The organism is Flavobacterium branchiicola (assembly GCF_018383905.1).
Lineage (GTDB): Bacteria > Bacteroidota > Bacteroidia > Flavobacteriales > Flavobacteriaceae > Flavobacterium > Flavobacterium branchiicola.
In genome coordinates this window covers 341,456-361,951 of the sequence record NZ_JAGYWA010000007.1, presented here as the reverse complement: position 1 = coordinate 361,951, position 20,496 = coordinate 341,456, and the positions used below count along the sequence as shown (strand labels likewise).

Sequence of the window (20,496 nt, the reverse complement as noted above, 5' to 3'; positions counted from 1 at the left end):
TTATTAGAGTGCAAATTTCGTAAAGTTTTTTTGTTGTTCCGCCACGAATTGCACAAATTTTCCCGAATTTTAATATTGTTCTTTACCAGACTGAGCTAAGTTGTGGTTCTTTAACAAAATAAGACCTGACAGGTTTTAAAAACCTGTCAGGTCTGAACGTCTGGCAAAATAAAACAAAAAACTGCGTAAACCTGTTTTATCCGTTCAATCCGTGTGCAATATTTTTAATCCTGGTAATTCTTTTTATTTGGTTTATTACTCATATAAAAAGTGATTTTTCCTCCATTCATAACATCCGAATGTTTCAGAAAAGGTTTATCTAATTGTTTGCCATTTAAAAGTACTTTAGAAACAAACACATTTTTATCGGATTGATTTACTGTTTCAACTTCAAATTTCTTTTCGTTTTCTAAATTGAAAACTGCATTTTTTACAAGCGGGCTACCCAAAGCATATTCATCAGAGCCCGGAGCAACTGGATAAAATCCTAAACTACTAAAAATGTACCAGGCACTCATTTGTCCGAAATCGTCATTTCCTCCTAAACCATCTGCTCCGTTGCGATACATCTTTTTCAGGATCATTCTAATTTTATCCTGAGCTTTCCACGGCGAATTGGTCCAATTGTACAAATAAACCACATGATGCGAAGGTTCGTTTCCATGCACGTAATTTCCAATAATTCCCTCTCTGGTAATATCTTCTGTATTTTCAAAATACTTATCCGGCAAATGCATGTTAAATAGAGAATCCAAACGAACATTGAATTTATCATTTCCTCCCATCATTTTAATCATTTCAGCTGGATCTTGCGGAACATACAAACTGTAATTCCAGGAATTCCCTTCAATAAAACCCTGACCGTGTGTATCCAGCGGATCAAACTCTTTTTTGAAAGTTCCGTCATTTAATTTTGGGCGCATGAATCCGGTTTTCTCATCATACACATTTTTATAATTTTTAGATCTTTCGATGAATTCATTATAAATATCAGTCTTGCCTAATTTCTTAGCAACCTGAGCAATAGCCCAGTCATCATAAGCATATTCTAAAGTTTTAGACACCGATGAACCATTTTTATCCTCGGGAACATAACCCATTTTCATATAATATTCCAGTCCGTCGTAATACGAAACTTTTGCTGTGTTCACACACATCTGAAGCGCTTTTTCGGCATCAAAATTTACATTTCCTTTTACAATTGCATCTGCCACTACCGAAACAGAATGATAACCAATCATGCACCAGTTTTCATTGGCATAATGCGACCAGATTGGCAGCATTTTATGAACACTTTGTTCTGAATGTGCCAGCATTGAACTTACCATATCTCCATTTCTGGTTGGCTGCACAATATTAAAAAAAGGATGCAAAGCGCGATACGTATCCCAAAGCGAGTAACTGGTATAGTTTTTAAAGTTTTGAGCTTTGTGAACATTCATATCCAAACCTTTGTAATTGCCATCCAAATCCATGTATTCTGTCGGCCCTAAAAATGCATGATACATTGCCGTGTAAAAATTCACATAATCCTCTTTCTGAATGGCTTCTATCTGAATTTTATTCAGTTCATTATTCCAGACTTCCTGACTTTGTTTTTTTACTTTTTCGAAATCCCAGCCCGGAACTTCTTTTTTCATGTTTTCTAATGCTCCAGCTGAACTTACTGGTGACAAAGCCATTTTTATTTTGATTTTCTCTCCTTCTTCAGTATTAAAATTAAAGAACAGTTTTAGGTTCTGACCAGCCATTTCGGGGAAATTTTTAGTCTGATCAAATCTTCCCCAAAAGCCTCTGTAAACACTTTTATCCTGTGCAGCTTGTCCGTAGCTTTTAATGGGTTTACTAAAAGACATCGCAAAATAGACCGTTCGGGTTCTCGCCCATCCATTAGTTTGTCTGTAACCAGTAATTAAAGTATCATTTTCTATACGCACGAAAGTCCATACATTCTTTTTATCGTAATTATAAATCCCGGAAGTTAGATCTAATATAATATGAGCTTCATCAGACTTTGGAAAAGTATATTGATGCATTCCTACACGGGTTGTTGCAGTAAGCTCGGCTTTGATATTATGATCTTCCAAAAGTACACTGTAATAAGCGGGCTCTGCTTTTTCTGTTGCATGAGAAAATGCCGATCTGTAACCTGAAAAAGGTTTTGATGCCACACCGGGATTTAATTGCAGTTTTCCTGTTGTAGGCATTATTAAAAAATCACCTAAATCAGAATGCCCTGTACCGCTGAAATGCGTATGACTGAAACCTACGATTGTTTTATCTTCGTATTGATATCCGGCGCAGTATTTATAAACGTCTCCATTATATTTCCCGTTTAAGCTATAAGCAATTGTATCTGTTTCGGGGCTTAATTGTACACTCCCAAAAGGTACTGTTGCGCCCGGATACGTATGCCCCATTTTGGCAGTTCCAATCATTGGGTCTACGTACTGAATGAGGTTTCGTTTTTCAATTGCTTTCTTTTGTCCAATTACGGTATTGGTTAAACTGAACATCAAAACTGATATTCCTAAAAGAAATTTTCTGGAGTTTATTATAGTCATTTTATCGTTTTTCTTACGGTTTGTTTGAGACTGAACGAATTTATCTAAAAATTGATATTCGGTCTTTATAATGCAGAAAAATACAATAAAATCTGTTTTTAAAAAACATAAAATTAGCAGATGCCAAAAGGTTTTAAATATCTTTGATGTATTAAAAGTATAAAGCCAACCATGAAAAAATATATTTTAATTCTACTTTCTTTTTATTCTTCTTTTATTTTTTCTCAAAAAACAGAAAGCACCCGATTAACCAAACAAGAAATTTCAGAAAGAGAACTTACTGCCCTTATTGAATTTCCCATTTACAGAGCTTTTGAGTTTAGCGATAAAGGAGGTGTTTATGAATTGGTTTTGGGCGAAAATCAAAAAAGTATTTCGAAGAAGGATACTTTAAATACTAAAATTCAGGCGGTTTGTGTCATAAATGATCACGGTGGTTTTCTGGAAAAATGGAAAATTAATGACTTCCTTGAAGATTCTGACCCTAAAGAAACTAATATTTGGTTCTGGACAAAATATTGCAATACAAAAGATCTTGATAACGACGGTTATGTTGATCCTGTAATTGTATACGGATCAAGAACGGAATACAATGAGATTAGACGTATAAAAATTATTACCGTTTATAAGAATAAAAAATACGTGATTCGCGCTGTAGAATGTGACTTAGATTTTTGCATAAGTTTTAAAAAAGACGCAAACTGGAATACGCTTCCGCAGAAAATAAAAACGTATATCGATCAGTTGGTCGTAAGAATAAGAAAAGAACAGGATTTGATATTGAAAAACGGGTAAATTTAAATTCCAATTTTTATCCCGAAACTTCGGGACCAAATTCCAAAACTGTATGAACAAAAACCTGAAACTTGAAACTTCAAACAAAAAACCTATTCACTCATTTCATCATAACGTGCAGGAACTTGCGGATCGTAAAGCGGACATTTAAATTCTTCCATTAAAGAAACTAGTTGATTCATGGTTTTTCCTTCAGTTCCGTAACAGTCAATTTTTACACTTTGTGGCGTTGTAATAACCTGAAAAGCGCCTTTTCCATCTTTATTTTTCCAGCTGTTTTCGTCTACTCTTTCCCATTTTGAGAATACCGAATTAATTCGGTTAATGATTACATCAACGGGAAGAATGGCTAATCCTTCGACTTCTTCTTTTTCAATAAGGGCATCGCAAACTTCCTGATTGTTCAGGTAAATTTCTTCTAAATATCTCCAAAAAAGTAGTTCGTACATAATGTAAGTGTTTTTAAACCATATAAGGGATATAAGTTCAATAAGTTTTTTACTAAAATGAACTTATATCCCTTATATGGTTAGTATATTTTTAATATTCAAATGTTCCGTATTCGCTAGAGATTGTCAGCTTTTTAGCATCTGAAGCTTCTACTCTACCTACGATTTGTGCATCAACATTGAATGATTTTGAAATTTCGATAATATCCTGAGCGATACTTTCGGGAACATAAATTTCCATACGGTGACCGCAGTTGAATACCTGATACATTTCTTTCCAGTCTGTTTTTGATTGTTCCTGAATTAACTTGAACAATGGCGGAACTGGAAATAAATTGTCTTTTATAATATGTAAGTTCTGAACGAAGTGCAAAATCTTAGTTTGTGCGCCTCCACTACAGTGCACCATTCCGTGAATATCTTCCGGTGTATATTTATCTAAAATTTTCTTGATAATTGGAGCGTAGGTTCTTGTTGGAGAAAGTACCAATTGTCCGGCATTGATTGGACTGTTTTCTACTTCATCTGTTAAATTAACCTGACCTGAATAAATTAATTCTTCCGGTACTAATGCATCATAACTTTCAGGATATTTTTTAGCCAGATATTTTCCGAAAACATCATGACGTGCCGATGTTAATCCGTTACTACCCATTCCGCCATTATATCCTTTTTCGTAAGTTGCCTGACCAAAAGAAGCCAAACCAACAATTACGTCACCGGCTTTGATATTGGCATTATCCACAACATCGCTGCGTTTCATACGTGCCGTTACAGTTGAGTCTACGATAATAGTACGAACAACGTCTCCAACATCTGCAGTTTCTCCACCAGTTGAATGAATGGTAACTCCAAAAGATTTTAATTCGTTGATTAATTCTTCAGTTCCGTTGATGATTGCAGAAATAACCTCAGCAGGAATTAAGTTTTTATTTCTTCCAATTGTAGAAGAAAGTAAAATATTATCTGTTGCTCCAACACATAATAAATCATCAATATTCATGATTAAAGCATCCTGAGCGATACCTTTCCAAACCGAAATATCTCCGGTTTCTTTCCAGTACATATAAGCCAAAGATGATTTTGTACCCGCTCCGTCTGCATGCATAATAAGGCAGTGATCGTTGTCCTGAGTTAAATAATCAGGAACAATTTTACAGAATGCCTGCGGAAATAAACCTTTGTCTATATTTTTAATAGCGTTATGTACGTCTTCTTTTGATGCCGAAACACCTCTTTGTGCATATCTTTTGCTAGAATCTGAACTCATGAAAATTAGTTTGTGTTGATGTGGTGCAAAGATAATCCCTTTTTTTAATTCTGGGGTTATTCCAAAGTTTGATTCACAAAAAAATTCGATAGTATTTAGAATGCTATCGAATTTTTTCAACTAAATTGTTATTAAACATTTTATCTTTTTAAAATTATTTCCAATCCGGCATATAAGCATTCTGGAATAATGTTGTCCTAGTGGAGCTATCACTTATATTAGCAGTCAGGATATTTTTAGCAGATAAACCATCGTTGGATGTATTCACAAATATAACCTGAGCCTCATTTGGAGAGAATTTAACATCTAAATCATTGAATCCGTTATCTTTTTGACTTTGTAATTCTGCCGAGGTATTGGTTGCAACGGTGTAAATGTATATTCTGGAATCCATTCTTCTGTAATCGGCGTTTTCAAATCCTGAAGCATCGTGCGTATACACAATTTTACTGTTGTCAAGTGAAATGTTTATACCGCTCGCCGCTCCTGTTACTCCAGAAAGTACCTGATACAAGAAATCTCCGGCTGCACTTATTACATAGATCTCGACATTATATCCATTGACATCGTTTACTTTCAGTACCATTTGAGATCCGTCCTGACTCCAGTCGCATTCTGAGATAAACTTGCCTGTTGGCGTTTTATACAACTGTATTAAACCTGAACCATCAGCATTTATACGATAGAGTTTGTCAAAATTAGGATAGATAATCTGGGCTCCGTTGGCACTCCAACAGTAGTTAACGTGATCCATATTAAATCCTGCAATTGGTACAAAATTGGTTATTTTTTGAATATCTGTTCCGTCTGGATTCATACTGAAAATTTGATTGACAGAACCATCTGTACTGATGTAAGCAATTCTGTTGATACTTAGATTTTTTCTTGGTCTGTAACTATTTACCTCAGCAGATGTCATTTGCAACTCGTTTCCTGCTTCATCAGCCGTATAAATAACATTATTGTTTTTAATTTTCTTAACGTACAAATATCTCGGATTTGGAAATGCCAGTGTAGAAAACGAATTGGTTACACTATTTATTGGTTTATTAATACCATCGCTAACCGAAACCTGCCAAAAATACTTGGTGCTGTAATTTAAACCTGAAATGGCCAATGTTGTTGTTTTAAGGTCAGCATACGTTTTAACTTCATCTGTTGTACCATTTTTCACGGTAACAGTATAAGTTAAAGGATCTGATTCCTGATCGGTCGCTGTCCATGTTAAGTTTAATGCCAACGCTTGTCCCGTAGCATTATTTAAAGGTGCAGTTAATACCGGAATATCTGGCGGTTTATTGTTTGCGGTTGAGACTTCTAATTCAAAAATAATCTCTGTTGTCAGATCTTTTTCAATTGTTGCAGGTTGAAATCTGGCAATAAAACCATCTTTCTGAGCCTGAAAAGAATATTTTCCTACTGGTATTTTTTCCATTACAAAATACCCATCTTTATCTGAGAATACAGTACTCGATGTAGGGCTCGACAAAACGCGGGCATTTTCTATGGGCGCGAATGTTCGGGCATCTACTACTCTTCCTTTTACTGATCCTGTTCCTGTTTCATCGGCCTGCTCTTCGCTACATGAAATTAAAAAAAGAAGGCACATCAAAATTTTTAATCCTATTTTCATTTGAGACATATTTTATATTGAATTTAATCCTTTGATCACTTTGAAAAACTGACGTTTTATTGACAGCCCCTTTATTTCTTTTTGTACTTAATAGCTTTAGGAAAATAATAGGTCATTCCTAATCCAAATCTCCAGTAGTAGTCATCCCTGACTCCTGCAATATTATAATCTATATTATCGGTAAAATTTACATTGTATTCTCCGTATAATTTAACGCCAAATTGACTCGTGACGAGGTATTCCAGACCTGCTCCAAATTGGACTTTACTGTGTACATTTTCAAATTTGGAATTAAACCCTACACCTGTTCCTCCAAAAATATAAGGCGTAAAAGTATCTTGCGGCAGAATCAAAAATTCGAGGTTCATATCTAAAGTAGTGTACCCAAAATCATCTTCTCCTTTATTTCCCAGTTTGAAAACATTTGTCGAACCACTAAGGGCAAATCCCGGTGTAAAAAAGAATTTGGCTGCTCCTCTGGCCATTGGCTCAGCAATCGGATTTTTGTAATCGCCCTGCATATATGTTGCACCTCCAGTAAGTTCAATTCCAAAACGACCTCTTCTTTCGCTTAAGTTTCTGTTGTAAAGCTGCGCTAAATCGGCTTCACTTTTCTCTTTATCATATTCGGCAACAAAAGCATCAACTTGATTTTGAGGTGCATTTACTTCCCAAATTTTATCTTTGATACCGTCTACAATTAAACCTTCAACAGCTTTTTCGATTGCTTCTGTTACTGCTAACTGAATTGGTTCATTTCTTGTAAATCCGGTTTCAACCTCTAAAAGTCGGTTTAGATTTACATATCGAAATAAACTTGCATCTATACTTTGTGACAGAATTGTTTTGGATACATATACCGTATTTAAGATTTTCCCATTTGAAGTCGAAACCAATCTTAAATATACCGTTACTCTATCTTGTCTGTAGCGTGTAGAACCTCCGGCTCCAAAATATCGGGCTCCAAAACCTCCTGTGATAATATTGGTATCGTAAGAAATAATTCCTCCTTCAAGTAATACTCCGGCAAACAAAAGTGGAGTCAAAACCGCTTCGTTTGGTTCTGTCTTTGCTGCATATTCCTGACGTGTGGAGCGAATGATGTTTCGTTCGTTTAGTAAGTTTCCTAAATTTTCACGTTCAATGGGTACGAACCATTTGGAATCTTCTAAGGCTTTAATTAAAATTGAAGTTGCACCTTGTGTTACCGCTGTACTAAATGTACTTCCCAATTCAGTAGCTTTATATTGCCCTGTCTGGTCTTTAAATTTATACACACCTACTACAATTTGCTCTTTTGGTTTTGGCATTTCTACTAATGCGGCAGTTGCAGGAGTGTTTTCTCCAAATACTGCTTTCTGAACCCCGACAGGTTGATTGAAATAAGCTCCACATCCTGAGAAGAGGCAAGTTATTAGAAATAGAAAAAGGGGACTTTTATTCATAATTATTTATTTACAGTAAAACATGAACCTTACATTTTTAAATAGACAATCTAAAGATTTATTGTCCCGGAAGAATTACTTGTGTTTGCTCACCAGTTTCTATATCCAAAATATCAACCACTAATCCTAAATTAGAATTATAAATATCAACTGATAATGTTCCAAAAACATACGTTCCCGGGGCTAATGTTCCATTACCGTTACCATTTCCTGTTCCGTTGCCAGTTCCATTACCGGTCCCGGTTCCTGTGCCCGTTCCGTTACCAAACTGATCAGTAAATAACGAATTAGAAAGCCGGTTAAGTAATTGATTGTTCAGATTACTTTTGAATCTTTCCAAATCTGTTTGTTGTTTATAACCACTGGTTGTATCTTCTTTATAGTCATTTTGTGCCTGTGCAGAACTAAGTAGCCAGGGATAATTAAAAGTGTCACCTCCAAAGTTTGGATTAGCAGGCTTATACGCAAGATCCTGCGCGGTCGACACTGCCGTAAAGCCCAATAGGCATACGAGTAAAGCTATAGTTTTCATATCTAAGTTATTTTAATTCCTACGTTAAAAAGCAAACTTGTTCCCTGAAAAAATCATTTCTCAATATCAATATTGAGTGAGTATTTTATTCTGTTTTTCCAGATTTTTAAAATATTTAAAAGCATTAGAAGCTGCAGATTCTGCCATATATTTTAAAAAATCTTCATCTGGACGAGAAATAAACTCCTCAACTATATCGTTGTCAACCAGAATTGTAATTTTGGTTGTTCTGCCAAAAGTCAATTCTTCCTGAACTGTTACAATTTTTGTGGTATGTATTTTTAGTTTAGAATATTGCGCATAGAACATGTCGTAATAATCATTTCCTAATTTTGTCTTAGTATCATTAGCAACAATACCTACCATTTCGATTCCATCAACAGGAACCGATTTACCTGTATCCTTTTCTGTATCTTCTCCAAAAACAACCCTGTCTTTGCCAATTATGGTATTACTTTCGTCATAAATCAATAATAGTATGATAACCTCATCTTCTTTGGTAAAGTTGACTTGTGTTTTAGAAAGTTCAACTTTTTGGATGGGTTCTAATGTCACCCTTCCGTCCTGAGCATTATTTGATTTATTAGAATTTGTTTTATTTTTTTTGAATACAGTTAACTTGTACGATATATTTTTAAACTCTGATTTTAAATTCTCAACAGTTCCCGTAATAAAAAGTAAATTTTCAATCTCTTTTACTTCAATTTTTGCTTTTACTTCTTTATAAACTGCCTGCGAAAGCACAGATTCAGAAAAAAAAATAGCCAAAACAACAATCAGTATGTTTAAATATCTTTTCATGATACTAGCGATTGAATACGTAAATTGTGCCCGAGTTTCCTGTTTGATTAATTATTAAATCTTTTGATATTGAATTTGAACCGGAACTTATGACCGATAAATTATTGCCGTCCTGATTTATTGACATTGAAGCGACTCCTCTGGTGTACATTGAATAATCGCTTATATAATTGTTATTGCCTGTTTGCGTGTAGGATTCATTAATTTCGTCAGCTTTTTTGTAGACTTCCATGTAATTATTATTACCGGTTTGCTGAGCGGTTACATAAGCATTGTTGCTTATGATGGTTAAATTGGCTTGATTGTAGTTACCAATTTGAGTTACAGTAACAATATTTCTACTTTTAAGATATTGATCTACTGTCTGATTTTGATTGTTTATTGCATTCATTTTTACATAGTCACTCCTATTCATCTCAATAGACTGAGAGAACATAATCCCGCTGATTATACAAGAAATAAAAGTGGCTAGATGTTTCATAACTTTTAATGATAAAAAAAGGAAGAACGTAATAAATTAGGCTCTTCCTTTTCTTGGTTTATTTTTTAGTTTGATTGGATTACAACACTTCCATTTAGGAATCCAGTTTGTGTAACTGTACTGTTGTGTGCATTTCCAAATTGAGCTGTAGCTGCGAAGTTACCAGCTCCAAATTGCTCAATACTAGACATGTTATCCCAACCCAATTGGAAAGTAATTGCATTATTGAACAGTCCATATTGCTCAGTGCTTGCAATATTGTCAGCCCCTAACTGAATTGTAGTTGAATTATTATCCCAGCCTAATTGGAAAGTAGTAGAATAATTTCCAAGACCTAATTGGAATACATCAGAATTGTTGTCTGTACCAAATTGAGTTACATAAGCTTGATTACCAAATAACCCTTGAGCAATATTTGAATCATTGCCATCTCCGACTTGTGTTACAACAGCAAGATTTCCTGCTCCTATTTGAAGAATTTGAGAATCATTGTCTTCCCCATATTGCCCTACAACAGCAATATTTAAAATACCGATCTGATCAACATCTGAAACGTTTTGTTCTCCAACCTGAACAACCAAAGCTCCATTTAATAAACCTAATTGGTCTACATCACTTACATTAGCTTGAGCAAAGGCTGCTCCTGCAAACAGCATCGCGGAGATGCTTAAAATTACTTTTTTCATAATAAATATATTTAATTGGTTATTAATACAAATTATTATGTAGGCTGTGCAATTTGGGAGGGAAAATCTGGGTCTTGAAAGTGTGAAAAAAGAAAGAGAAAAAACTATTTATTTTCTTATTTCATATCCAAAATTAGAAAACTTCCAGAAAATCAAATCAGGTATAAATACCTATTTTACAAGATCTTAATATCTTTTCGATGAAGTGCGAAACTATGTCGACAAACTGCCACATTTGATTTTTTTGTTAGTAAGAAAAAAGCGACTTATTACAATTACTTTACATTTTAAGCCAATCTGATGTTAAAAATGGATCTCCTGAACACTTATTTTAACATAATCACAAAAAAAGCCTGTCTTTTTGAGACAGGCTTTAACAAATTGTTTAATAAAGATTACTTTGTAAACAATAACTCTCTGTATTTGGTCAAAGTCCAGCTTTCATCATCTACTAATAATTCTAATTTATCACAATGATTTCTAATGTCTTCAAAATATGGTTTAACTGTATTGCAATATGCTTCGGCCATTTTTTGCGCATCTGTTAACTGATTTGCTTTTTTCCTTTCATTTGTCATTGCCAATACTTTAGAATTTATTCCCTCAATATGACCTGAGATCTCTTTAATTAAAGCGATTTGTTCTTTTGCAATGGTTTCAAATTCTTTTCCGAAGATTTCTTTTAATCCTTTTACATTTTCAATTAATGTATTTTGGTAACGAATTGCGGTCGGAATTACATGGTTTCTTGCAATATCTCCTAAAACCCTTCCCTCAATCTGGATTTTTTTAGTGTATTCTTCCAATTCAATTTCGTAACGTGCTTCGGCTTCCACATGATTAAAGATGCCTAATTCAGCAAATAAATCTAATGCTTGTTTAGAAACTTTAGCTTTTATAGCTTCAGGTGTGGTTTTAAAATTACTTAAACCTCTTTTTGCAGCTTCTTTTTCCCATGCTTCGCTGTAACCGTCACCTTCAAAAAGAATCTTTTTAGATTGTTTGATGTATTCTCTTAAAACATTAAAGATGGCATCATCTTTTTTCATGTCTTTAGAATCAATCAGATTTTCCACTTCAATTTTAAAATCCATTAACTGCTTTGCTACAATAGCATTAAGCGTTGTCATTGAATTGGAACAGTTTGAATTTGAACCCACAGCTCTAAACTCAAATTTATTTCCTGTAAAGGCAAATGGAGAAGTTCTGTTACGATCTGTATTGTCTAATAATACGTCCGGAATTTTTCCAACGACATTCAGTTTAAGATCTGTTTTTTCTTCCGGAGAAAGTTTTCCTGTTGTTACGCTTTCTAATTCAGATAAAACTTTAGTTAATTGTGCTCCAATAAAAACCGACATAATCGCAGGTGGCGCTTCATTAGCTCCAAGTCTGTGATCATTACTTGCCGTAGCAATAGAAGCTCTTAATAAAGTTTCATTATCATTTACCGCTTTAATCGTATTGATAAAGAAAGTCAAAAACTGTAAATTGCTCATTGGCGTTTTGCTCGGACTTAATAAGTTAACTCCGGTATCTGTTGCTAATGACCAGTTATTATGTTTTCCTGAACCGTTTACTCCTTTAAATGGCTTTTCATGAAATAATACTTTAAAGTCATGACGCTCTGCAACTCGCTGCATTACATCCATTAATAAAGAGTTATGGTCAACTGCCAAATTGGTTTCTTCAAAAATTGGAGCTAATTCAAACTGATTTGGTGCTACCTCGTTATGACGTGTTTTTACAGGAATTCCCAAAAGCATACATTCCTGCTCTAAATCTCTCATATAAGTAAGCGCACGAGTTGGGATAGATCCAAAATAATGATCGTCTAATTGTTGTCCTTTTGCAGAAGTATGTCCTAATAAGGTTCTTCCGGTCATCATTAAATCGGGACGAGAGTTTGCCAAAGCTTTATCAATCAGGAAATATTCCTGCTCCCAACCTAAAGTTGCTGTTACCTTTTTTACGTTTTTATCAAAGTATTTACAAACTTCGGTAGCCGCTTCATCAATTGCTGATAACGCTCTTAATAAAGGTATTTTATTGTCTAATGCTTCTCCCGTGTACGCAATGAATACGGTCGGAATACATAAAGTTGTTCCATATATAAAGGCTGGAGAAGTTGGATCCCAGGCAGTATAACCTCTGGCTTCAAAAGTATTTCTGATACCACCGTTCGGGAAACTTGATGCATCCGGCTCTTGTTGTACCAATTGTGCTCCGCCAAATTTCTCTACCGGATCACTTCCATCATAAGAAACTTCAAAAAAAGCATCATGTTTTTCTGCTGTTGTTCCTGTAAGCGGCTGAAACCAGTGTGTATAATGTGTAACACCTTTGGCCAAAGCCCATTCTTTCATTCCCATGGCAATATAATCTGCCAGTTTTCTTTCTATTTTAGTTCCATGCTGAATAGCATCTCTCACTCCTTTAAAAGCATCTGAAGTTAAATACTGCTTCATTGCTTTTTCATTAAACACATTCGATCCGAAAAGATTTGATTTTCGGTCTATTTCTTCAAAATGCACCGGTTTTCTGTTAGAAGCTTGTTGTAAAGCCTGGAAACGTAATGTTGACATGGTATGTATATTTTAAATTCGTAATAATTTTCAATCGAAAAATGAGGAACAAATATAGACAATAAAAAAGCCTATTCTGAATATAAATTACAGAATTTTAGTCACTGATTTTTCAAAGGAAAGCGCTTTTTACAAAGAATAATGAATTCAAAGCAAAGAAATATAACAAAACTGTGCGGTAATATTGATTAAATAAACATTTTTTCATAATTCCTTAACTCAGAAACTCAAAAAAGTGCCGTAATTATTACGAATTTGTTTTTTTATGGTAAATAAAAATGCTTTTTTTGAAATATACCCCTCCCAAAATTGCGCTTATCTAAAAAATTATACTTCACTAAACAAAATAGCCCCCTAATTTTTAGGACTAAAAAAATAAATCTATATTTGACCCAACGAAAAAAACAAAAAAATTAATTTATATTATTATGGCTAAAATTAAGTTAGAGTACATTTGGTTAGACGGATATGAGCCAACTCAAAATCTTAGAAGTAAAACTAAAGTTGAAGAGCACGAAAATTTCAAAGGAACATTAGAAGAACTTGGAAACTGGTCATTTGATGGTTCATCAACTAAACAAGCTGAAGGTGGTTCTTCTGACTGTCTTTTAGTACCTGTTGCAATTTATCCGGATCCAACTCGTATCAACGGATGGTTGGTAATGTCTGAAGTTATGTATGCAGACGGAACTCCACACCCTTCTAACGGTAGAGCTACAATTGATGATGATAATGAAGATTTTTGGTTTGGTTTCGAACAAGAGTATTTCATCATGGATACTAAAACTCAACTTCCACTTGGTTTCCCAGTTGGAGGATACCCTGCTCCACAAGGGATGTACTACTGTTCAGTAGGTGGAAAAAATACACACGGTAGAAAATTAGTTGAAGAGCATGCTGATTTATGTATCGCTGCAGGAATCAACTTTGAAGGAATCAACCAAGAGGTTGCTTGCGGACAATGGGAATTCCAATTATTTGCTAAAGGTGCTAAAAAAGCCGGAGACGAAATCTGGGTTGCGCGTTACCTATTAGACCGTTTAACTGAGAAATATGGTTACTATATTGAATATCACCCAAAACCTCTAGGAGATACTGACTGGAATGGTTCTGGAATGCACGCTAACTTCTCTAACGAAGTATTAAGAACATGTGGAGACCAGGCAACTTACGAAAGAATTTGTGAGGCTTTCCGTCCTGTTACTGCTGAGCACATTGCTGTTTACGGAGCTTACAATGACCAACGTTTAACTGGTAAACACGAAACTGCTTCTATTCACGATTTCTCTTATGGAGTTTCAGACAGAGGATGTTCTATCAGAATTCCTTTAATGACTGTTCAAAAAGGATGGAAAGGATGGTTGGAAGACAGAAGACCAGCTTCAAACGGAGATCCATACAAAATCGCTGCTAGAATTATCAAAACTGTTAACTCAGCGCTATAATTCAAAGCTTAAAATATATTCTAAAAGTGTCGGTTTTATTACCGGCACTTTTTTTTTACCACATTTCTTCATACCAAACCCGACAGGTTTTTAAAACCTGTCGGGTTTAACAATTTGAAAGTAATTTTCTAATAATTAATTTTTAAGTTAAACTTCAAAACTTATCTTTGTAAATCATTTAAAATAAATCATTATGATAGTCTGGATTCTCTTTTTACTTGCTGTAGTTTTTATTCTCGCTTTAGACTTAGGCGTCTTTAACAAAACACCACACATCATTAGTACCAAAGAAGCCAGCAAATGGACTTTGATTTGGGTTACTTTATCTTTTTTATTCTCTGGAGTTATTTACTGGCTTTACACTACAGATTATATCGCAAACCCTGACAACCTTAAGCCTGCCGTAGCTTCAATGAAGTTTATTACAGGTTATTTAATTGAATTATCCTTAAGTGTCGACAATATATTTGTGATCGCTATTATTTTTGCTTCATTCAAAATTCCACAAAAATACCAGCACCGCGTTTTATTCTGGGGAATTTTAGGAGCCATTGTTTTCCGTGGTCTGATGATTTTCTTCGGTGTAATGTTAATCAATAAATTCACCTGGACTACCTATGTATTTGGTGTATTCTTAATTTTTACTGCTCTAAAAATGTTGTTCTCTGGCGAAGACGAAGATTTTCATCCAAAAGATTCATTCGTTTATAAAGCACTAGGAAAAATTATGCCTATTACCTCTGAAATGGATGGAGAGAAATTTTTCATTAGTACAAAAACGGCAAAAAAAGCGGCTACTCCATTATTTGTAGCTCTTATTGTAATTGAAGTTATGGACGTTCTTTTTGCTGTAGATAGCGTTCCGGCAATTCTGGCTATTACCTCAGATCCGTTTTTAGTATTTAGTTCTAATATTTTTGCTATTCTAGGATTACGTTCTATGTATTTCTTCCTTGCAAATATGCTGGCTAAATTCAGTTATTTAGAATACAGTTTAGTTGCTATTTTAGCTTTTGTAGGATTAAAAATGCTACTGCACGATTGGATTCATGTACCGGAATGGGCTTCTTTAGGATTTATCGCTTTATCGCTTTTAGTTGGTATTCTGGTTTCGCTGAAATTTGGAGAAGAAAAAGTACTAACAGATTCTGATTCTCACGAAAAATAATATTTCGAAACATATAAACATAAAAAAAGGAAATCTTACGATTTCCTTTTTTTATGTTTATTGATTATTAAATCAAATTTAGTTCAGCACTTTTACTTTACTATCGTCAATATTGTACTTCTTAATAACCTCATTATAATCTGAGTAATCTTCTTTATTAACAGATTTACCAGTTGTTGATGAGAAAGCTCCAGGTACAATTACAATTCTAAATGTTTGATTTCTAATAAACTCAGGCGTTAAAGCCAAATCATAAGTTCCTCCAGCGTAAATTGTGAAATCTTCTTTACTGAAATCAAAATCATAATCTAACTCTCCTTGTTCTGGATAAAGCGTTCTTGGAATTTGTTGCCAAATTGGAGTTGTTGAATTAACAGTTCCAGCCAATCTATAAATCAAAATGACATCAGAATTAAAAATATTAGGCGTCAATTTTCTATAGATATTATAACCGTCTGCATTATTAAAATCAAAATTCACATTTTGCAGCTCAAAAACTTCAGCAATTAATCCATCTTCTCCTGGAATTCCCGGAGGCCCTTCTGGTCCTTCGCAACTTGAAAATGCGATTAATCCAACAACTGCGAATAAGGTAAGTATCTTTTTCATAATTTTTAATTTTTAAGATTTATAAAGGTAATCCAAAAACCAAACCAAAAATTGTGTTAAAGCGGTTTTTGATTAAAGTTTCTAGTTATTTTTTTACAACAGTCTGATTTTTAAGCAATATTTTATTAAAAAATAAAACATGATAGGGCAGTGAATTTTCCCAGTAATCCCATGTATGGGCACCAGGACGTTCTGTATAATCGTGCTCTACTTTATTGTATACTAATCTACGGTGTAACTCTCTGTTTGGTTCTATTAAAAAATCATCTACACCACAATCTATAATCAACGGTAATTTGTTTGCTTTTATTCTGTCAAGCATGTTGATTACAGCATATTGCTCGTACATTTCAGAACTTCCGCTTTTGTCTCCAAAAACCGGCTGCATTAATTTAACCACTTGTGCCGAGTTTTCACGATTAAGCATTACACTCATATCTACTGCTCCGCTCATACTTCCTGCCGCGCAAAACAAGTCAGGATGTTTGGCAGATAAATATAGCGCTCCGTGTCCGCCCATAGAAAGTCCGGTTATCACTCTCCCACTTTTATTATTAATCGTTCTATATGTTTTATCTACTTTCTCCACTACTTCCTTTGTTATAAAAGTCTCAAACTGACTTTCTTTATTTACAGGACTGTCCAGATAAAAACTAAAAGTCTCGCCTTCTGGCATTACAATAATTATATTATACTGATCTGATAAATTCTGAACTAATTTTTTGTTGGGTGTATTTTTTAGCCAGTCTCCAAAATGTCCGTACGCGCCATGCAATAAATACATAACCGGAAATTTAGATTTACTTTTAGAATAAGAATTAGGCAAAACAACCGCTGCCTTGTAGGTTTTGCCCATAGCAGTACTGGCAACTTGTAAAGTATCTACTTTTGCTGCGTATGTCAAGGTTGACATGCAGATTAAAAAAGCAGAAATAAGAATTTTTAGTTTTTTCATTTTATTTTTTTCTGATTAAGGAATGTAAATATAACTTTTTCAAAATAAATTATATGAAAAATCCGACTAGCTTTTACTAATCGGACTTATGTTTTTTTTTGCCTCCTATATTAAGGATTATTATTGCATTGCTAAATTTTATGCCACAAATTACACTAATTGTCACGAATTTTTTAAGTAATGATTTGCGCAAAGCAGGATAAAAAAAATCCTTTTAATCTGTGGCGATATTTTTTTTGCCACAGATTAAAAGGATTTTATGGATTATTATTACATCGCTAAATTTTCTGCCGCGAATTACACTAATTAGCACGAATTTTTTAAGTAATAATTTGCGCAAAGCAGGATAAAAAAAATCCATAAAATACTTTTAATTTGTGGCGATATTTTTTTTGCCACAGATTAAAAGGATTTTATGGATTATTATTACTGTGGTAAATTTATTTACCATGACCCGAGCGATAGCGAACAGGCGAAGCAATTACACCAATTTCCACTAATTAAATTCGTGCTAATTCGTGTAATTCGTGGCAAAAAAATATTAGCTAATTATAATTTTATGCTCCAGACGATATTGCGAGGCACTTTTACCTGTGTATTGTTTGAAGGATTTACTAAAGTGACTGAAATTATTAAAGCCGCTTTCATAACACACTTCGTTTATACTGATTTGTTTTTCTGCCAAAAGTTTTGAAGCATGTACCAAACGATATTCATTTACAAACTCCGTAAACGTTTTGTTTGAAATTTTCTTAAAATAACGACAGAACGATGGCGTAGTCATACTAACCAGACTCGATACTTCGTCTATGGCAATAGATTCCTGAAAATGATCTTTAACAAAATTAAAAACCACATTCATACGATCGCTATCCTGTGTTTGCAATTCCAAAGAAAAACCGTCGGCATTTAAAACCGTATAATCCTCAGAAGAATCTAATTCGTCTAAAATACTCAAAAGTGTCAGCAAACGTTCAAACGGAAGCTGATGTTCCATCATTTCGATTTTTTTGCCTATCTGTTTTTTAGTTTCACCATTAAAAGCAATTCCGCCTTTTGACTGACTAAAAATGCTCTGAACCTTTCTCATTTCGGGAGCAACAAAAAAATCATTGCCCAAAAATTCCGGTTTAATATGAATAACAGTTTCACCTTTGTTTCCTGTTTGTTCATTTGTAAAACCACAATGCGGCAAATTGGAACCTATTAAAATCAAATCTCCATTGGTATAATAAGAAACATGGCTTCCTATTTGTCTTTTCCCCGCGCCTCCATTTATATAAACCAACTCAATTTCTGGATGATAATGCCATAAATGGGCCTTACTATTGGTCTTTTCGGCATGTTTGGTGTAGGTAAAAGAACTTCCGTATGAGTTTGATATCACTTCAAGAGCTGGGGCAATTGTCTTCATGTTAATATCTTTAAAAAATAATAGCAAATTTAACAAAATCGCCTAAAATAATTTAAATTTTAACCTATAACGGTTTCGTAATTGAGAATTTTGCATAAAATCAGCATTTTACAACTATGGAATTTTAAGCAAAATGATAGTTTTTTAAAAGACCCGTTTTTTTAACCGTATTTTATTTAACATATCACATTTTAAACAATACAATTATACCAATATAGTATTTATGTAAGAAAAATAGATTTTTTAACAAAATTCAATTTTAAGCAAAACACTAAATAATAATAACTGAATTAACAAAAACAATAAAAATAATTTAAATTTTAACCTATAACGGTTTCGCAAATGAGAATACAGCATATAAATAGGAAAATAGAGTTGTGCAAAAAAAGCAACTACCGAAGTAATTTAGCATCAGAAAAATGAACTAAAAATTTAAACACAACGAATATGAAAAAGATTTTAAAATTAAGTTTAGTATGTGCAGTGCTTTTATCAGGTTTAAGCTCTTATGCAATAGATGGAGATAACTCTTTTAATTTTCACGTTTTAAAAACAAACGGAAAACAAATTACATTCGCAATGAATCAGGTACAAAAAGCAAGTATCAGTATTGTTGATAAAGATGGTAATTTAATTTATACTGAGAATGCTTCTGGTAAAGAGGGTATCCTTAGAACTTTTAGCTTAGAAGAATTTCCACAAGGAACTTACTTCTTAGAAATTGAAGACAACTTTAAAAAAGCAAGACATGAAATTACTGTTTCTGGTCAAACTACAAATTTGTCAACAAAAGCACTTTCTTCTACTATTAAGTAAGCAGATCACTGCAACAAAATATAAGTGTACTCAAACACTATAAAAGTTTATACTCTCATACAGTATAAAAATGAGGTTAGATAGTTAGTAAAGTTAAAAACGTAAGTTTTAAAAACAGCTCTTTGTGGTTATTGGGCTGTTTTTTTTATGCCTTATTTTTTGTTTCAGGTTTAAGGTTTTAAGTTTCAAGTTCCACAAAAACCTATGCTACTTTGTTACTCTGACCCTTTGTCTCTTTTTGAAAAATAATTACCGAATTAACAAAAACGATAAACATAATTCAAATTTTAACCTATAACGGTTTCGTAAATGAGAATACAGCATCGAAATCAGAAAATAGAGTTGTGCATTTACAGACATATCATAACTAATTTAGCATCAGAGAATTAGAACTATTAATTTAAAAACTAATGCTATGAAAAAGATTTCAAAACTAAGTTTAGTATGCGCAGTGCTTTTATCAGGTTTAAGTACTTATGCAATTGGTGGTAATGGAGATTTTAATCTTCATGTAATTAAAAGTGACGGAAAGCTAATTACTTTTGCGATTAACCAGGTAACAAAAGCCAGTCTGGCAATTTACGACAAAGATGGTACTCTAATTTATTCTGAAAGTGCTTCAGGTAAAGATGGAATTTTGAGAACTTTTAGCCTGGAAGAGTTTCCTGCGGGAACGTATTATCTGGAAGCTGAAGATAGTGTAAAGAAAGTGAGACACGAAATTACAATTACTGATGAACAAACCACTTTATCATCAAAAGCGATTTCGTCTGTTTATAAAACTGAATTTGCAAAAAACAACAGCGTAGCAGTTCGCTAAAAGTATACCGAAAAATAAATTTTACAAT

At 33.7% G+C, this 20,496-nt stretch carries 18 protein-coding genes; 5 read left to right on the top strand and 13 right to left on the bottom strand.

Annotation, left to right across the window (positions count from 1 at the left end; all coding sequences use genetic code 11):
- Positions 1-224: 224 nt before the first annotated feature.
- Positions 225-2,564 carry a GH92 family glycosyl hydrolase gene (locus KHA98_RS18900; RefSeq protein ID WP_213259453.1) on the bottom strand — a complete coding sequence of 780 codons (2,340 nt, stop codon included), beginning with the start codon at positions 2,562-2,564 and terminating at the stop codon, positions 225-227.
- Between the two features lie 171 nt (positions 2,565-2,735).
- On the opposite strand from KHA98_RS18900, the gene KHA98_RS18895 reads away from it, so the two are divergent.
- Positions 2,736-3,359 carry a M949_RS01915 family surface polysaccharide biosynthesis protein gene (locus tag KHA98_RS18895; RefSeq protein ID WP_213259452.1) on the top strand — a complete coding sequence of 208 codons (624 nt, stop codon included), beginning with the start codon at positions 2,736-2,738 and terminating at the stop codon, positions 3,357-3,359.
- 92 nt (positions 3,360-3,451) lie between these two features.
- On the opposite strand, the gene KHA98_RS18890 is transcribed toward KHA98_RS18895, so the two are convergent.
- From KHA98_RS18890 to KHA98_RS18850, 9 genes are all read right to left on the bottom strand, one after another.
- A complete protein-coding gene (locus tag KHA98_RS18890; protein WP_213259451.1) occupies positions 3,452-3,808 on the bottom strand; it encodes a hypothetical protein in 357 nt (118 codons plus the stop codon).
- Positions 3,809-3,899: 91 nt separating this feature from the next.
- The gene (locus KHA98_RS18885) at positions 3,900-5,078 is read right to left on the bottom strand and encodes an AIR synthase related protein (protein WP_213259450.1); all 1,179 of its coding nucleotides are present in this window, start codon (positions 5,076-5,078) and stop codon (positions 3,900-3,902) included.
- Between the two features lie 154 nt (positions 5,079-5,232).
- Positions 5,233-6,711 carry a carboxypeptidase regulatory-like domain-containing protein gene (locus tag KHA98_RS18880; protein ID WP_213259449.1) on the bottom strand — a complete coding sequence of 493 codons (1,479 nt, stop codon included), beginning with the start codon at positions 6,709-6,711 and terminating at the stop codon, positions 5,233-5,235.
- Between the two features lie 71 nt (positions 6,712-6,782).
- Positions 6,783-8,156 carry a CsgG/HfaB family protein gene (locus tag KHA98_RS18875; RefSeq protein WP_213259448.1) on the bottom strand — a complete coding sequence of 458 codons (1,374 nt, stop codon included), beginning with the start codon at positions 8,154-8,156 and terminating at the stop codon, positions 6,783-6,785.
- Between the two features lie 58 nt (positions 8,157-8,214).
- Complete coding sequence (locus KHA98_RS18870; protein WP_213259447.1) at positions 8,215-8,688, bottom strand: curli assembly protein CsgF; 474 nt, start codon at positions 8,686-8,688, stop codon at positions 8,215-8,217.
- A gap of 66 nt (positions 8,689-8,754) precedes the next feature.
- Positions 8,755-9,489 carry a CsgE family curli-type amyloid fiber assembly protein gene (locus KHA98_RS18865; protein ID WP_213259446.1) on the bottom strand — a complete coding sequence of 245 codons (735 nt, stop codon included), beginning with the start codon at positions 9,487-9,489 and terminating at the stop codon, positions 8,755-8,757.
- A gap of 4 nt (positions 9,490-9,493) precedes the next feature.
- On the bottom strand, positions 9,494-9,970 hold the full coding sequence (locus tag KHA98_RS18860) for a hypothetical protein (protein WP_213259445.1): 477 nt from the start codon (positions 9,968-9,970) through the stop codon (positions 9,494-9,496).
- A gap of 65 nt (positions 9,971-10,035) precedes the next feature.
- A complete protein-coding gene (locus tag KHA98_RS18855; RefSeq protein ID WP_213259444.1) occupies positions 10,036-10,656 on the bottom strand; it encodes a hypothetical protein in 621 nt (206 codons plus the stop codon).
- A gap of 395 nt (positions 10,657-11,051) precedes the next feature.
- Positions 11,052-13,241: a glutamine synthetase III family protein gene (locus KHA98_RS18850; RefSeq protein ID WP_213259443.1), complete on the bottom strand. Its 2,190-nt coding sequence runs from the start codon at positions 13,239-13,241 to the stop codon at positions 11,052-11,054.
- Between the two features lie 428 nt (positions 13,242-13,669).
- On the opposite strand from KHA98_RS18850, the gene KHA98_RS18845 reads away from it, so the two are divergent.
- Positions 13,670-14,686, top strand: a complete 1,017-nt coding sequence (locus tag KHA98_RS18845) for a glutamine synthetase beta-grasp domain-containing protein (RefSeq protein WP_213259442.1) — start codon at positions 13,670-13,672, stop codon at positions 14,684-14,686.
- Between the two features lie 193 nt (positions 14,687-14,879).
- On the top strand, positions 14,880-15,854 hold the full coding sequence (locus KHA98_RS18840) for a TerC family protein (RefSeq protein ID WP_213259441.1): 975 nt from the start codon (positions 14,880-14,882) through the stop codon (positions 15,852-15,854).
- Between the two features lie 78 nt (positions 15,855-15,932).
- Here KHA98_RS18840 and KHA98_RS18835 read toward each other — a convergent pair whose 3' ends face one another.
- From KHA98_RS18835 to KHA98_RS18825, 3 genes are all read right to left on the bottom strand, one after another.
- A complete protein-coding gene (locus KHA98_RS18835) occupies positions 15,933-16,463 on the bottom strand; it encodes a hypothetical protein (RefSeq protein WP_213259440.1) in 531 nt (176 codons plus the stop codon).
- A gap of 85 nt (positions 16,464-16,548) precedes the next feature.
- Positions 16,549-17,418 carry an alpha/beta hydrolase gene (locus KHA98_RS18830; protein WP_213259439.1) on the bottom strand — a complete coding sequence of 290 codons (870 nt, stop codon included), beginning with the start codon at positions 17,416-17,418 and terminating at the stop codon, positions 16,549-16,551.
- 541 nt (positions 17,419-17,959) lie between these two features.
- Entirely contained in the window at positions 17,960-18,832 is an 873-nt protein-coding gene (locus KHA98_RS18825) for an AraC family transcriptional regulator (RefSeq protein WP_213259438.1), read from the bottom strand.
- 447 nt (positions 18,833-19,279) lie between these two features.
- On the opposite strand from KHA98_RS18825, the gene KHA98_RS18820 reads away from it, so the two are divergent.
- Complete coding sequence (locus tag KHA98_RS18820) at positions 19,280-19,648, top strand: DUF3244 domain-containing protein (protein WP_213259437.1); 369 nt, start codon at positions 19,280-19,282, stop codon at positions 19,646-19,648.
- A gap of 415 nt (positions 19,649-20,063) precedes the next feature.
- A complete protein-coding gene (locus KHA98_RS18815) occupies positions 20,064-20,468 on the top strand; it encodes a secretion protein (RefSeq protein ID WP_213259436.1) in 405 nt (134 codons plus the stop codon).
- Positions 20,469-20,496: the final 28 nt, after the last annotated feature.